We start from the raw sequence: 14226 nt of genomic DNA on the forward strand, positions 1-14226 counted from the left end.
ACGCAGGGGTTGATCAGCGTCAGCAGGCCCGCAAGGTATCCAAAGATCAGATCCATGGCACGTTTTGCGCCAAGGCAGCCGCCCTTGTCAGCGAAAATAGGATGTCAGACGGTCACTTTGCCGTGGGCTGTTTGGACAGTTGCACCGCCAGGATACCGCCCGCGATGATCACGACACCAAGGATGTCGAGGACTCCGATCGCCTCGCCCAGCAGGGCGGCGGCGATTGCAACGCCCAGAAACGGGTTGAGGAAGTGGAAGGTCGAGGCCTTGACCGCCCCGATCCGCCCCACCAGCAGGAACCAGACCCATGTCGCCGCCAGTCCCGGCACCAGCGTGGTATAGACGAACGCCACGACCAACTGCCAGTTCAGCGTCACCTCCAGCGTCTCGAAGGCGAGTGCCGGCACCCACAAAAGCGCACTGCCCACCAGCATTTGCAGCCCGACGATCATCAGCACGTTGCCGCCTGACGACGCGCCCATCACCGCCATCGTCGCGACCGTCAGCGAAACGACCCCGATCACGCAAAGCATGATCCCGTATAGGTCCGCACCGCCCTGCAACCGCGCGCCCATGATCAGGCCCACGCCGATCACCCCTGCCACCAGTCCCGCAATCCCCAAGGGCCGCACCCGTGTTCCAAGGATCAACCATCCCGACAGGGCGACCAGCAGGGGCATCGTCGAGGCGATGATCGCCGCAAGCGAGGCAGGCACCGTCTGCATCGCGACGAAATTCAGCCCCAGATAAAGCGCGTTCTGGCACAGGCCGAAGACGACAACTCCGGTCCATTGCCTGCGTGTCAGCCGCGCGGTCTGCCCGATGGCAAAGGCGATGGCGACACCCAGCAGCCCCGAGATCAGGAACCGCAGCGCCAGGGCCGACAGCGGCGGCGCATATTCCACGATCACGCGGGCCGAGGTGAAGGCCGACGACCACATGACCGCGAAAGCCAGCCCCATTGCGATTGCCTTGATGTCCATGTGTCCTGTCTCAGGCCTTTTCGGGAAAGAGCCAGCCTGTCACAGGCACGATCAGGCGCGTGACAATCGGGATCAGCGCAAGGCCAAGCGCCAGACCGATCAGACCGTCCAGTCCGGCGGTGACCGCCCATCTGACAAAGCCGGACTCGCCGCCCAGAACTTCGGCCGCATGTTTGATCCTGTCATAGGGCAGGTGCCAGCCCAGATCATGCAGCCCGTGCACGATGATACTGCCCCCGACCCACAGCATCGCCACGGTGCCGATGGTGGCAATCACGACCATGACCTTCGGCATGCCCCGCACGATCCCACGGCCAAGCGCGCGGGTCGATGCCAGCCGGCCTTCGGCGCCCAGATGCAGTCCGAAATCGTCGGCTTTGACCAGCAAGGCGACCGCTCCGTAGACAAGCGCCGTGATGCCAATCGCCACAACCGCGAGGGCCGAGGCCTGAACCCAGAGCGCATCGATGTCGATCTGCGACAGCGAAATCGTCATGATCTCGGCCGACAGGATGAAGTCGGTCTTGATCGCGCCCTTGACCCGCTGTTCCTCTAGATGGGCGGCGTCCAGCGTTTCGGCCTGCTGGGGTCCGTCGTCCTTGTGCGGAACGATCAGGTGCCAGACCTTCTCGGCCCCTTCGAAACAAAGGTACGCGCCGCCGATCATCAAGAGAGGCGTCAGAAGCTGTGGCAGGAAGGCATCGAGCACCAAAGCCGCAGGCAGCAGGATCACCAGCTTGTTGAAGAATGACGCCCGCGCGATTTTCCAGACGATGGGCAACTCGCGCGCGGCGGGCAGGCCGGTCACATATTTCGGTGTCACGGCCGCATCGTCGATGACAACGCCCGCCGCCTTCGTCCCCGCCTTGGTCGCCTGTGCTGCGATGTCGTCAAGCTGCGCTGCCGAAAGTTTGACGATGGCTGCAACGTCATCGAGAAGGGCGAGTAATCCGCTCATGTAGGTTCGGGTCCGGTGGTGGTATCGCGCCCTGCATAGCAGGATTCCCATGCAACAAAAAAGGCCACCCTTTGGGGCGGCCTTTCGCGAAGGTGTCGGGGGTAACTTACCCGTTCACGCTGTCTTTCAGTGCCTTTGCGATGGTCATCTTGACCACCTTGTCGGCCTCTTTCGGCATCTGCTCGCCGGTGGCGGGGTTGCGCACCATGCGGGCCGGACGCTCGCGGCAGTAGATCTTGCCGACGCCGGGCAGGGTCACGGCACCGCCGCCAGACACCTCTTTGGTGATGATGTCGGTCAGGGCATCGATCGCACCACCGGCAGATTTCTTGTCCATGCCTGTTTCTTCGGCCAGCGCAGCGACGAGTGCTGCTTTTGTCATTGGTTTTGTCGCCATTCGACTGTCTCCCTCATTCGCCCTACAGATTGGGCCTGTTACCTGCGCATTTAACGGTATCTTGTGGGACACCACAACGACTAGCAGACGATTTCACCAGCATTTCCACAGTTTTTTGCGCTTTTCCGCCGTCAGAGGAAGGCGGTTTCCTCGAAACTGCGCAATTTCCGGCTGTGAATCCGCTCCAGCGGCATGTCCCGCAGCCTCTCCATCGCGCGAATACCGATCATCAGATGGGCCGCAACTTGGGTTTTGTAGAACTCTGAGGCCATGCCCGGCAGCTTCAATTCGCCGTGCAGGGGCTTGTCGCTGACGCAGAGCAACGTGCCGTAGGGCACGCGAAAGCGGAACCCGTTCGCGGCGATGGTGGCGCTTTCCATATCCAGCGCAATCGCCCGCGACTGCGACAGCCGCTGCACCGGTCCGGCCTGTTCGCGCAGTTCCCAGTTGCGGTTGTCGATGGTGGCGACGGTGCCCGTGCGCATGATCCGCTTCAGTTCGTATCCTTCAAGCTCGGTCACGTCTGCCACGGCGGTTTGCAGGGCGATCTGGATTTCCGCCAGCGCGGGGATCGGCACCCAGACGGGCAGGTCGTCGTCCAGAACGTGATCCTCGCGCAGGTAGGCATGGGCGAGGACGAAATCGCCCAGCCGCTGGGAATTGCGCAGTCCTGCACAATGCCCGACCATCAGCCATGCGTGGGGGCGCAGCACGGCGATATGGTCCGTCGCCGTCTTGGCATTCGAGGGCCCGACCCCGATATTCACCAGCGTGATCCCCGATCCGTTTTCACGCTTGAGATGATAGGTCGGCATCTGCGGCAGTTTCGCGGGCACGGGGATATGCGCGTCGGGCTCGGTGATCTCGACGTTTCCGGTGCTGACGAAACTGGTATAGCCGCTGTCCTTGTCGGCCAGCATGTGGCGGGCGTAGGATTCGAACTCTTCCACGTAGAACTGGTAGTTGGTGAAAAGAACGTGGTTCTGGAAGTGATCCGGCGCTGTGGCGGTGTAATGGGCAAGCCGCGCCAGCGAATAGTCGATCCGCTGCGCCGTGAAGGGCGCGAGGGGGCGCGCGCCGTCGGGATAGGTGAAGCCTTCGCCGTTGACGATGGCATCATGCGTGGTGCTCAGGTCCGGCACGTCGAAATTGTCGCGCAGGTTGAAATCCATCGAGCCGTCCTGCGGCACGGTCAGGCCCGGATCGTTCGCAACGGCGAAATGCACCGGCATCTCGGTCGCCGAGGCACCGATCACCACGGGCACGCCGTGGCTTTTGATCAGAAGGCCGATCTGCTGCTCAAGGTAGGCCGCGAAGAGATCGGGGCGGGTGACCGTGGTGGCATAGGTTCCCGGTTCGGCCACATGGCCGAAGGACAGGCGGCTGTCCATCTTGGCGTAGCTGGTCGTCGTCAGGCGGATTTCGGGATAGAAGGCGCGGATGCGGCTGGCCGGTTGGCCGTCACGCAGAGCATTGGTGAATCCTTCGGTCAGAAACTCTACCGCTGCCCGATAGAGCTCTTGCAAGCGCGCGACCGCCGCCTTGGGATCGGTGAAACTCTCCGGTCCGGGCACAGGGGGTGTGCGGATCATCGATTGCTCTGCCATGTTCATGCGTTGTCCTCGAACAAGTCCGTAATTTCAAATTTATCCACATCGACGAGGCCCAGATCAGAGATGCGTAACGATGGAATGACGACAAGCGCCAAAAGCGAGTGCTGCATATAGGCGTTGTTCAGCCTGCAACCACATTCCGCCATCGCTGCCACCATCCGGTCGGCCGATGCCGCGACCTCGGCCGCGGGGCTGTCGGACATCAGGCCAGCGATGGGCAGTTCGACCAGCGCGATCTCTTGCCCGTCCTTCCAGACAGAGACACCGCCCCCGACCTCGCCCAGCCTGTTCGCCGCCGCCGCCAACATATCGCGGTCCGTGCCGACGACAATCATATGGTGGCTGTCATGGGCAACGGTCGAGGCCATGGCCATCTTGCCGGTATAGCCGAAGCCCGAGACAAAGCCGTTCGTCACGGCACCCGTCCCGCGATGCCGTTCGACAAGGGCGATCTGGTAGACGTCGCCCTGTCCTTGCACCAGCCCGTCGACGACGGGCAGTTCGGCCGTCAGCGCCTCGGTCGGGGCCTGGTTCTCGACGACGCCGATCACCTTGGCCTTGACGCTGTTCTTGCCGTCTGGGGCGGCAATCTCGAAGTCCGCCGCCGCCAGCGCCTTGCCCAGATGCACCGTGCCGCGCGCGTCCGCAGGCCAGTCGTAATGCGGGCAGGTCACGCACAACTTCCCGTCCTTGGCGACCGTGACACCCCGCGCGATCACCTCTTCTATGGGCAGGGTCACAAGATCCGATGTCAGGATCATATCCGCCCGCCGCCCGGGGGCGATGGACCCCAGCTCGCGTTCCAGCCCGAAGTGTGTCGCGGTGTTGATCGTCGCCATCTGAAGCGCGATCACGGGATCACAGCCGCAGGCGATCGCATGGCGCACCACGCGGTTCATATGGCCGTCGTTCACCAGCGTTCCCGAATGGCAATCGTCGGTGCAGAGGATGAAATTACGCGGGTCCAGCCCCTTTTGCGTGACCGCCGTGATCTGGCTTTCCACGTCATACCACGCGCTGCCCAGCCGCATCATCGACCGCATTCCGTTGCGGGCGCGGGCAATGGCGTCAGCCTCGGCGGTGCCTTCGTGATCGTCGGCGGCACCGCCTGCGACATAGGCCGAAAACGCGACGCCCTTGTCGGGGCTGGCATAATGTCCCCCGACAGTCTTGCCCGCTTGCATCGTCGCAGCCATTTCGGCCAGCATTTGCGGGTCACCATTGATCACACCGGGAAAATTCATCATTTCGCCCAGACCGATGATCCCGGGCCATGCCATCGCCTTTGCCACGTCCTTTGCGCTGATTTCGTAGCCTGTCGTCTCCAGCCCCGGGGCAGAGGGCGCGCAGGACGGCATCTGGGTGTAGATGTTGACCGGCTGCATCAGCGCCTCGTCATGCATCATGCGGACACCGCGCAGGCCCAGCACGTTGGCGATTTCATGCGGGTCGGTGAACATGGTGGTGGTGCCGTGCGGGATCACGGCGGCGGCGAATTCCGCAGGCGTCAGCATGCCGCTTTCGATGTGCATGTGCCCGTCGCAAAGTCCCGGGATCAGATAGCGCCCCGCAGCCTCGATCACCCGCGTGTCAGGGCCGATACAATGCGAGGCATCAGGCCCGACATAGGCGAAACGCCCTGCGGCCACGGCCACCTGCCAGTCAAGAATTTCGCGGGTCTGCACATTCACGAGCGCGGCCCCGCGAATGACAAGATCGGCCATCTCGCGCCCTGCGGCCACGGCGACCAGACGGGGCGCAGCCTCGGCCCATGATGTGATCTGATGTTCCATCCCCAATGGTTTCACCGATTTCGGGGACGTTCAAGAGGGATCAGAGCGTCTCGAGCCTGAGCGGTTTCTGGTCGGGGTTCAGCCGCACCATCGCGATATTCAGCGCCGCCGCAACCGAGACCCATGTAAGATAGGGCACGAAGGCCAAGCCCGCCCAGAGGTCAAGCTGCCAATGGGTGATGGTTGCACCGAAAACGGCGATCCACAGCCCCGCCATGATCGGCAAGGACGCCCTGAGGTTCCGCAACCCGAAGAACACCGGCGTCCAGAGCGCGTTGAACGCAATCTGCATCGCCCAAAACGCCATGGCATAGGCGCTGCCTTCCAGCACGGCGACCCGCGCACCGGCAAAGGCCATCAGCAGATAGATCGAGGTCCAGGCCACCGGAAACAGCCAGTTCGGCGGTGTCCAGCTTGGCTTGTTGAGTTGCTTGTACCACTCGCCCGTCGGGAACATCGCCCCCGTCGCACCGGCGGCGAATGTCGCGGCAAGAAAGATACAGAACAAGAACCAGTCCATGGTCGCGCCTCCGGTTGGGGTCGTGCGACACTTAGGTCGTTGTGCCGTCTGTTCCAATACCCGCTTCGCGGGCCTTGAGTTCGGCAAGGATATTCAGAACCGTCATCGGACGGCCCGCACTACGGCGGCCATGGCTGGCGGCATCGACCAGAAAGGCGACTTCGGCCAGAGGCGGGGCATAGATCACGGGCGACTTCGGCGTCAGGACAGAGACCCCCGTCCGGGCACTTGCCTGGATCAGCCAACCCAGCTTTTGCGTGGTCGCGGTATGCGCCCGCATCGAGATACTGTCGTATACCTGCCGGCGCACCTCTTTCCCGATGCCGGCATAGATCAGCCGCGCCGCCCAGATCCCTGTGCGCGCCTGAAGCGGCAGCGCATTGATCCCCGCCTCGGACCGCAGATACAGCCGCTCGGCCTCGGCCAGCAGGCGTTTGACCATGCGGCGCACCTGCGGTGTCGGCAGCGGGTCGCGCACGAAATTGACCGGATCGATGCCTGCCTCGCGCAGCCAGTCCAGCGGCAGATAGATCCGCCCCATCCGCGCGTCCTCGCCCACGTCGCGGGCGATATTCGTCAGTTGCATCGCCGCACCCAGATCGCAGGCCCGCGCCAGCGCGTCCGCGTCACGCACCCGCATCAGCACGCACATCATGGCACCCACGGCACTGGCGACACGGGCCGCATAGTCGCGCACGCCGCTTAAGGTGTCATAGCGCCGACCGGCTGCATCCCATGCCAGCCCTTCCAGCAAGGCCTCGGGCAAGGCGCGGGGCATGTCGAAGTCTTCGACGATGGCTGCAAAGGCCCGATCCTCGGGTGCATTGCGGGGGCGACCGGCATAGGCCGCATCCAGACGTTCTTGCAGGCGGAACACCGCACCTGCCTGATACTCGCCCTCGTCCACCTCGTCGTCGGCCAGACGACAGAAGGCATAAAGCGCCAGCGCCGGATCGCGGACCTTGGCGGGCAGCAGCCTTGAGGCGGCATGAAAGGACAGTGACCCGTGCCGGATCGCCTCGCGGCAATGGTCGAGGTCGTCTGGCCGGATCATTCCGCCGCGACCTTCATTTCGACAGGGACAGGTGCGTCAGGCACCATCTTGGCCAGCACTTCGGCCGATGAAATCACGCCCGGCACACCTGCACCGGGATGGGTGCCTGCGCCGACCAGATAGAGGCCCTTGGCCTCTTCGCTGACGTTGTGGGGCCGGAACCACGCCGATTGCAGGATGCGCGGTTCGATCGAAAAGCCCGAGCCGTTGGGCGACAGATAGCGGTCGCGGAAATCCTCGGGCGTCAGAACCATCTCGGTGGTAATGTAATCGGCGAAGCCGGGCATGGTCTTTTCAACCTCGGCGCGGACCTTGGCCTTGTAGACCGCGGCCTCTGTCTGCCAATCGACCGGATTGTCGAACCCCAGATGCGGCACGGGGGAGAGGACATAAAACGTGTCATCGCCCTTGGGCGCGACACTCGGGTCGGTCCGCGAGGGGCGGTGGATATAGAGGCTCATGTCATCGGCCAGCTTGCCCTTGATGAAGATATCCTTCAGCAGGCCTTCATAGCGCGGTGCATTAGTGATCGTGTGATGGCCCACGTCGGGCCACATCTGCGCGGTCCTCTTGGTGCCGAAATACCAGACGAACAGACCCATCGACCAGCGGCGAGACTTGAGCTTGGTATCGGTCCAGCGTCTGCGCGGGCTGTTACGCAAAAGGCGCTGGTATGTGTGCCCGGCATCGGCGTTGCTGACGACAAGGTCGGCGGCGATCATCTCGCCCCCCGACAGCCGGACGCCTTTGGCGGCACCGGCTTCGACCAGTATCTCGTCGACCTCGACACCCTGACGGACCTGCCCGCCTTGCGAGCGGATGACCGAGACCATCGCCTGCGCGACCGCCTGCACCCCGCCCATGGCGTAATGCACGCCGAATTCTTTCTCCAGATAAGCGACCAGCGCATACATCGAGGTCACATGACGCGGGTCGCCCCCGATGAACAGCGGATGGAACGACAGCGCCATCTGCAAACGCGGGTCTTTCACGCGGGCCTTGGCCAGCCCGAGAATCGACCGGTCGGCGCGCAGCATCGCGAATTCCGGCAGGACCTTGATCGTCTCCCAGATGCGGTGCATCGGCTTGGCGACCATGCCTTCGAACCCCACGACATAGCGGCGCTGGCTGTCTTTGAGAAACCTCTTGTAGCCTTTCACGTCACGCGGGCTGAGCCGCGCGACCTCGGCCAGCATCGCGTCGGTGTCCTGACGGGCGGTAAAGGTGGATCCGTCCTGCCAGCGCACCTCGTAGAACGGGTCCATCGGGCGCAGGTCGATATCCTGGTGAAAATCGCGCCCGCAGGCCGCCCAGAGGTCTTCGTAGACCTGCGGAACCGTGATGATCGTCGGTCCAAGGTCAAATCTGTGACCATCCTGCGTCACCGAAGACCCACGGCCCCCGGGCAGGTCAAGACGGTCCAGCACCGTGACGGCATAGCCCTTGGCACCCAGCCGCATCGCGGCAGCAAGGCCACCGAGACCGGCACCGATCACAATGGCTTGGGATGAATCGCTGTGGATATCCTTTGGCATGTCCTCAGCCTAGTAGTGTAAACACAGGTTTACAATTATTATTGTCAATCACTTCCCAAAGGCCCCTTCCTGTGTCAGGATCACAAGGTAAGAGCCAGGGGTCACTTGTGACGCAGACTGTCAGCCTTTCCTTCTACCGGTTCGCCGGTCCCGCAGCGCGTTTCTGGGCGCTGGCGATGATGGGCGGTGCAAGACTGCCGCTTTCCCGGACGCCTGACATCGGTTTCTGGAAGCTGTGCGGATCAGGCACGGGCGAGGGCTTTACCCCTGTCCCGAACACCGCCGTCTATGCGATCCTTGCGACCTGGCCCGATGCCGAGACAGCCCACAAGCGGACCAGCGAAGGCATCTTTGCGCGCTACAAGGCCAAGGCGCAAGAGAACTGGACCGTCTTTTTGCAAACGCAATCGGTGCGCGGCGCATGGTCGGGGCAGACCCCCTTCGCAATCACCGACGCGCCCGCAACCGGACCGCTGGCCGCGCTTACCCGGGCGACGATCAAACCACGCATCCTGTCGCGCTTCTGGGGCCGGGTGCCGAATATCTCGGACGTGATCGGCAAAGACCCCAACGTCGCCTTCAAGATCGGCATCGGCGAGGTGCCGATGCTGCATCAGGTGACGTTTTCGATCTGGCCCGATGAAAAGACCATGGCCGGATTCGCACGCACCGGCCCCCATGCCGAAGCCATCCGCGCCGTCCGCGACGAGGGCTGGTTCCGCGAGGAACTCTATGCCCGTTTCGCCGTCCATTCCGATCGTGGGACATGGAACGGCATATCCCCACTCGCCAAGCTGACCTTGGAGGCCGCATGAAACAGCCATTCCCATTCTCTGCCATCGTCGGGCAGGAAGAAATGAAACAGGCGATGATCCTGACAGCCATCGACGCCAGCATCGGCGGCGTTCTGGTTTTCGGGGATCGCGGCACCGGGAAGTCCACCGCCGTCCGCGCGCTTGCGGCACTTCTGCCGCCGATTTCCGCCGTGCAGGGTTGCCCCGTGAACAGCCAGTTCGCCAAGGACGTGCCCGACTGGGCGAACCTGAATGACAAGCAGGTCGCCGCCATGCCGACCCCGGTCATCGACCTGCCCCTTGGCGCGACCGAAGACCGCGTGACCGGTGCGCTGGACATCGAAAAGGCCCTGACCAAGGGCGAGAAGGCGTTCCAACCCGGCCTGCTGGCCCGCGCCAACCGCGGCTACCTTTACATCGACGAGGTGAACCTGCTGGAAGACCACATCGTCGATCTGCTGCTCGACGTCGCGCAATCCGGCGAAAACGTCGTCGAACGCGAAGGCCTGTCCATCCGCCACCCCGCGCGCTTTGTGCTGGTGGGATCGGGCAACCCCGAAGAAGGCGAGTTGCGGCCGCAACTGCTGGACCGGTTCGGCCTGTCGGTCGAGGTCGCCTCGCCCAAGGACGTGGCGACTCGTGTCGAGGTGATCAAGCGCCGCGACGCCTATGAGCATGACAACACCGCCTTCATGGTGCGCTGGCAGGCCGAGGATGCCGCGATCCGCGACCGTATCCTGAAGGCCCGGCGCGCATTGGCCAAGATCACGACGCCGGACGCGGTGCTGTCCGATGTGGCAGAGCTTTGCCTTGCGCTGGGCTCGGACGGGCTGCGCGGGGAACTGACGCTGCTGAAGGCCGCCCGCGCGCAGGCGGTCTGGGACGGCAAGCGCAAGCTGACCCGCGATCATATCCGCGCGGTCGCCCCGATGGCCCTGCGCCACCGCCTGCGCCGCGATCCGCTGGACGAGGCCGGCAGCGGCACCCGCGTCACACGCACCGTGGAAGAAGTCCTTGGCTAAGGAAACGTGGCACCACGCAACGCTTGCGTTGCGGTTGCTGGCGATCGATCCGGCCTTGGGCGGCGTCTGCCTGCGCGCGCGGGCCGGACCGGTGCGGGACCGTCTTGTGAAACGGGTGCCGGAAGGCGCACGCCGCATCCACCCCACGATCTCGGACGAGGCGCTGTTCGGCGGGCTGGACCTGTCCGCCACCCTCGCCACGGGGAGGCTGGTGCAGGACAAGGGCATCCTTGCCGCGCCCGGCCCGTTGCTCTTGACCATGGCGGAACGGGCGACCACGGGCCTTGCCGCGCGGCTGGCGGTTGCCTTGGACCAATCCGACGGACATACCCTGATCGCGCTTGACGAAGGGGCCGAACCTGACGAGGCGCTGAACCCGAAACTGGCCGAGCGTCTGGCGTTTCATATCGACCTTTCGGATTGCACCCTGGCCGATACCGAACCGTCCGAACCGATGGCGCCACAATCGCCCCGCGCGGTCACCATCGCCCCCGAGACCCTTGACCAGATCACCCGCATCGCCGGGGAACTGGGGATCGATTCCTTACGCGCCCCGTTGTTCGCTGTCCGTGCCGCCAAGGCCCATGCCGCGCTGCATGGACGCGACATTGTCACCGCCGAGGACATCGAGATCGCTTGCGCCCTGACCCTTGCCCATCGTGCGACGCGGGTCCCCGAACCTGCCCCCGAGGACGAACAGCCGCCCCCGCCACCGCAGGACCAGAACGACCGGCCGGACAGCGAGGGGGACGACAACAGCCTCGATCTGCCGGACGAATTGTTGCTCGACGCCGTCCGCGCCATGCTGCCCGACAACCTGCTGGATCAGATCACCGCGCAGAAGGCACGGGCAGGGCGCGGGAGCGGGACTGGCGCCGCCCACAAGGGCAACCGCCGGGGTCGTCCCTTGCCATCGCGGGCCGGACGCATCAGCGACGGCGCGCGCATCGACATCATCGGCACGCTGCGTGCTGCCGCCCCATGGCAGACGATCCGGCGGAACGCGACGGGACGCGAAGGGCTGCAAATCCGGCCCGCCGATATCCGCATCAAACGATACGAAGAGAAATCCGACCGCCTGCTGATCTTCACCGTCGATGCCTCAGGCTCGACCGCGCTGACCAGACTGGCCGAGGCGAAAGGCGCCGTCGAACTGCTTTTGGCGCAAGCCTATGCGCGGCGGGATCACGTGGCCCTGATCGCCTTTCGCGGGACCGAGGCCGAACTTCTGCTGCCGCCCACGCGGTCGCTGGTGCAGACGAAGCGACGGCTGGCGGGCCTGCCCGGCGGCGGCGGCACCCCTCTGGCGGCGGGTATGCTGACGGCACTGGAACAGGCCACCCAGGCGACGCGCCGCGGCCTGACCCCCACAATCGCGATTCTGACGGACGGGCGCGCCAACATCGCACTTGATGGCAGCGCCGACCGCAAGAAGGCGGCCACGGACGCGCAGACCATCGCGAAATCGCTGCGGGCCGCTGGCGTCGATGCGATCCTGATCGACACCGGTAACCGGCCCGAACCGGCCTTGCGCAACCTCGCCCAGATCCTCGACGGCACCTATTTGCCCATGCCCCGCGCCGATGCCGCGCGTCTGTCGGACTCCGTCGCCACTGTCTTGGGCGACTGATCTTGCGCTGGCCCACAGATGCCAGAGACTGGCCGCTGACCGAATACTCGCGCATTGTCTTTCATCGCCCGCACCGCTGGCATGTGCAGGAACATGGGCAAGGCCCGCTGATCCTGCTGATCCACGGCGCAGGCGGTGCCACGCAAAGCTTTCGGCACCTGTTGCCGATCCTCGCGCAGAGCCACCGCGTTATCGCGGTCGACCTGCCCGGTCAGGGCTTCACCCAGCTTGGCGCGCAACAGCGCTGCGGGTTGGATCACATGGCCGAGGACCTTTTGTCCCTTACCCGCCACGAAGGGTGGAAGCCCGCGATGATCGTCGGACATTCGGCAGGGGCGGCGATTGCCCTGCGGATGTGGGAACAGGGGGCGCGGCCCGCGCAGGGGATCGTCGGGATCAATGCGGCACTCGGCAAATTCAAAGGCGTCGCGGGCTGGCTTTTTCCGATGATGGCGAAAGCCCTGGCCGTGACCCCGTTCAGCGCAAGCGTCTTCGCCAGCACCGCCACCCGCAGCAGCGTGCGCAACCTGATTGCGGGGACCGGATCGACACTCGATGCGCAGGGGCTCGACCTATACTATCGGCTGGCGTCCGACCGTGGCCACGTGGATGCGACCTTGTCGATGATGTCGCAATGGCAACTGGACGGGTTGCTCGCCCGTCTGCCGCAGATCACCGCACCTGTGCATCTGATCGTCGGGACCGCCGACAAGGCGGTGCCGCCGCAGGTCAGCCGCAACGCGGCCGCGCACCTGCCCCACGCCCGCCTGACCGAGCTTGCCGACCTCGGGCACCTTGCCCATGAGGAAGACGCGCAGCGCGTGGCAGAGGCGATCCTGCAATAAGAAAGACCGCCGGTGCTGCCACCGACGGTCTTTGAAAACGCGATATGCGAGACTTACTCGGCGGTGAACGACGCCAGATAGGCATAGAGGTCGTAGGCCTGCGACTCTTCACGGACCTGATAGGCCATCTTGCCGCGCGCGCGGCGGTCATCAAGCGTTTCACGCAGCCAACCTGTCGGGTCCAGCACGTAGCCGACGAACAGCTCTTCGGTCCAGACGGTGTCCGCCTCGCCCAGCGCAATCAGGCCGTCGCTGTAGCGGAAATCCTCGACCGAACCGATCGTGCTACCAGCGACACCATAGAGGTTCGGGCCAGTCCGTGCATTGCGGCCGGCAAGCACTTCGCCCGATGCGTCGGCGACGACGTGACAGGCCACGCACTGGCGGTTGAATTGCTCTTCACCGGCTGCCGCATCACCGATCGTCGGCGCGTGACCGTCAGCAAAGACCGGTGCGGAAAAAACAGCAAGGGCTGCTGCAAGTGTAAGACGTTTCATGATCGTAGTCCTTTCGATCTGATTCTAGTGACCGTATGCCCCAGTCGGTGGGCAATGTAACGCAAGCTGGGTGGCGGTCCACCCCTGTATGCAAAAGAAAGCGTGAAGGATCTTACGCAACCGCGTGGGCAAGCGCACATTGCCGCCACAGGACCCGCAAGGCAGTCACCAGATGCTCGATATCCGCGTCCGTATGCAAGGGCGAGGGCGTGAAGCGCAGCCGCTCTGTCCCCTTTGGCACCGTGGGATAATTGATCGGCTGCACGTAGATATCCCATTCCCGCATCAGATAATCCGCCAGCATGCGTGTCTTGACCGGATCGCCGATCATGACCGGCACGATATGGCTGTCGTTGGGCATATGCGGGATGCCTTCACGATCAAGCGCCCGGCGCAGCCGTGCGACCTGACGCCGCTGTTGGGCGCGCTCGATCTCGCTTTCCTTGAGATACGCGATAGACGTCCGCGCCGCTGCCGCCACCGCAGGGGGCAGGGCCGTCGTAAAGATAAAGCCCGAGGCGAAAGACCGGATGAAATCGCACAGCGCGGCCGAGCCGGTGATGTAACCGCCGACAACGCCGAA

Annotated in this window: 14 protein-coding genes; 4 read left to right on the forward strand and 10 right to left on the reverse strand. The window is 64.1% G+C overall.

The features are described from left to right. Positions 1-112 precede the first annotated feature (112 nt). The 8 genes from V7N12_RS10185 to V7N12_RS10220 form a co-directional block, all read right to left on the reverse strand. A complete protein-coding gene (locus V7N12_RS10185) occupies positions 113-985 on the reverse strand; it encodes a DMT family transporter (protein WP_333714416.1) in 873 nt (290 codons plus the stop codon). Between the two features lie 10 nt (positions 986-995). Next, the gene (locus tag V7N12_RS10190) at positions 996-1943 is read right to left on the reverse strand and encodes a DUF808 domain-containing protein (RefSeq protein ID WP_333714417.1); all 948 of its coding nucleotides are present in this window, start codon (positions 1941-1943) and stop codon (positions 996-998) included. 106 nt (positions 1944-2049) lie between these two features. After that, positions 2050-2340 carry an HU family DNA-binding protein gene (locus V7N12_RS10195; protein WP_333714418.1) on the reverse strand — a complete coding sequence of 97 codons (291 nt, stop codon included), beginning with the start codon at positions 2338-2340 and terminating at the stop codon, positions 2050-2052. A 131-nt stretch (positions 2341-2471) separates the two neighbouring features. Beyond that, positions 2472-3947: an AMP nucleosidase gene (locus tag V7N12_RS10200; RefSeq protein ID WP_443089957.1), complete on the reverse strand. Its 1476-nt coding sequence runs from the start codon at positions 3945-3947 to the stop codon at positions 2472-2474. Between the two features lie 2 nt (positions 3948-3949). After that, positions 3950-5746 (reverse strand): adenine deaminase, encoded by a 1797-nt coding sequence (ade, locus tag V7N12_RS10205; protein ID WP_333714420.1) that lies wholly within the window; start codon positions 5744-5746, stop codon positions 3950-3952. 40 nt (positions 5747-5786) lie between these two features. Next, entirely contained in the window at positions 5787-6266 is a 480-nt protein-coding gene (tspO, locus tag V7N12_RS10210) for a tryptophan-rich sensory protein TspO (protein ID WP_333714421.1), read from the reverse strand. A 31-nt stretch (positions 6267-6297) separates the two neighbouring features. After that, positions 6298-7320, reverse strand: coding sequence for a 15-cis-phytoene synthase (crtB, locus tag V7N12_RS10215; RefSeq protein WP_333714422.1), 1023 nt, complete (start codon positions 7318-7320; stop codon positions 6298-6300). After that, a complete protein-coding gene (locus V7N12_RS10220; protein WP_333714423.1) occupies positions 7317-8855 on the reverse strand; it encodes a phytoene desaturase in 1539 nt (512 codons plus the stop codon). The genes crtB and V7N12_RS10220 overlap by 4 nt, the downstream gene beginning before the upstream one ends. A gap of 107 nt (positions 8856-8962) precedes the next feature. Here V7N12_RS10220 and crtA point away from each other — a divergent pair, with 107 nt between their 5' ends. The 4 genes from crtA to bchO are packed head-to-tail and all read left to right on the forward strand — an operon-like array spanning position 8963 to position 13146. Further along, positions 8963-9670, forward strand: coding sequence for a spheroidene monooxygenase (gene crtA / locus V7N12_RS10225; protein WP_333714424.1), 708 nt, complete (start codon positions 8963-8965; stop codon positions 9668-9670). Further along, positions 9667-10671 (forward strand): magnesium chelatase ATPase subunit I, encoded by a 1005-nt coding sequence (gene bchI, locus V7N12_RS10230; RefSeq protein ID WP_333714425.1) that lies wholly within the window; start codon positions 9667-9669, stop codon positions 10669-10671. The genes crtA and bchI overlap by 4 nt, the downstream gene beginning before the upstream one ends. Beyond that, a complete protein-coding gene (locus V7N12_RS10235; protein ID WP_333714426.1) occupies positions 10664-12301 on the forward strand; it encodes a magnesium chelatase subunit D in 1638 nt (545 codons plus the stop codon). Before bchI ends, V7N12_RS10235 begins: the two co-directional genes overlap by 8 nt. A 2-nt stretch (positions 12302-12303) precedes the next feature. Continuing rightward, a complete protein-coding gene (bchO, locus tag V7N12_RS10240; RefSeq protein ID WP_333714427.1) occupies positions 12304-13146 on the forward strand; it encodes an alpha/beta fold hydrolase BchO in 843 nt (280 codons plus the stop codon). Positions 13147-13199: 53 nt separating this feature from the next. On the opposite strand, the gene V7N12_RS10245 is transcribed toward bchO, so the two are convergent. After that, complete coding sequence (locus tag V7N12_RS10245; RefSeq protein ID WP_333714428.1) at positions 13200-13643, reverse strand: c-type cytochrome; 444 nt, start codon at positions 13641-13643, stop codon at positions 13200-13202. A 112-nt stretch (positions 13644-13755) separates the two neighbouring features. After that, the coding region (locus V7N12_RS10250; RefSeq protein ID WP_333714429.1) for an aminotransferase class I/II-fold pyridoxal phosphate-dependent enzyme at positions 13756-14226 on the reverse strand (471 nt) is incomplete at its 5' end.

The sequence above is a fragment of the Yoonia sp. genome (genome assembly GCF_036770585.1).
Taxonomy (GTDB): domain Bacteria; phylum Pseudomonadota; class Alphaproteobacteria; order Rhodobacterales; family Rhodobacteraceae; genus Yoonia.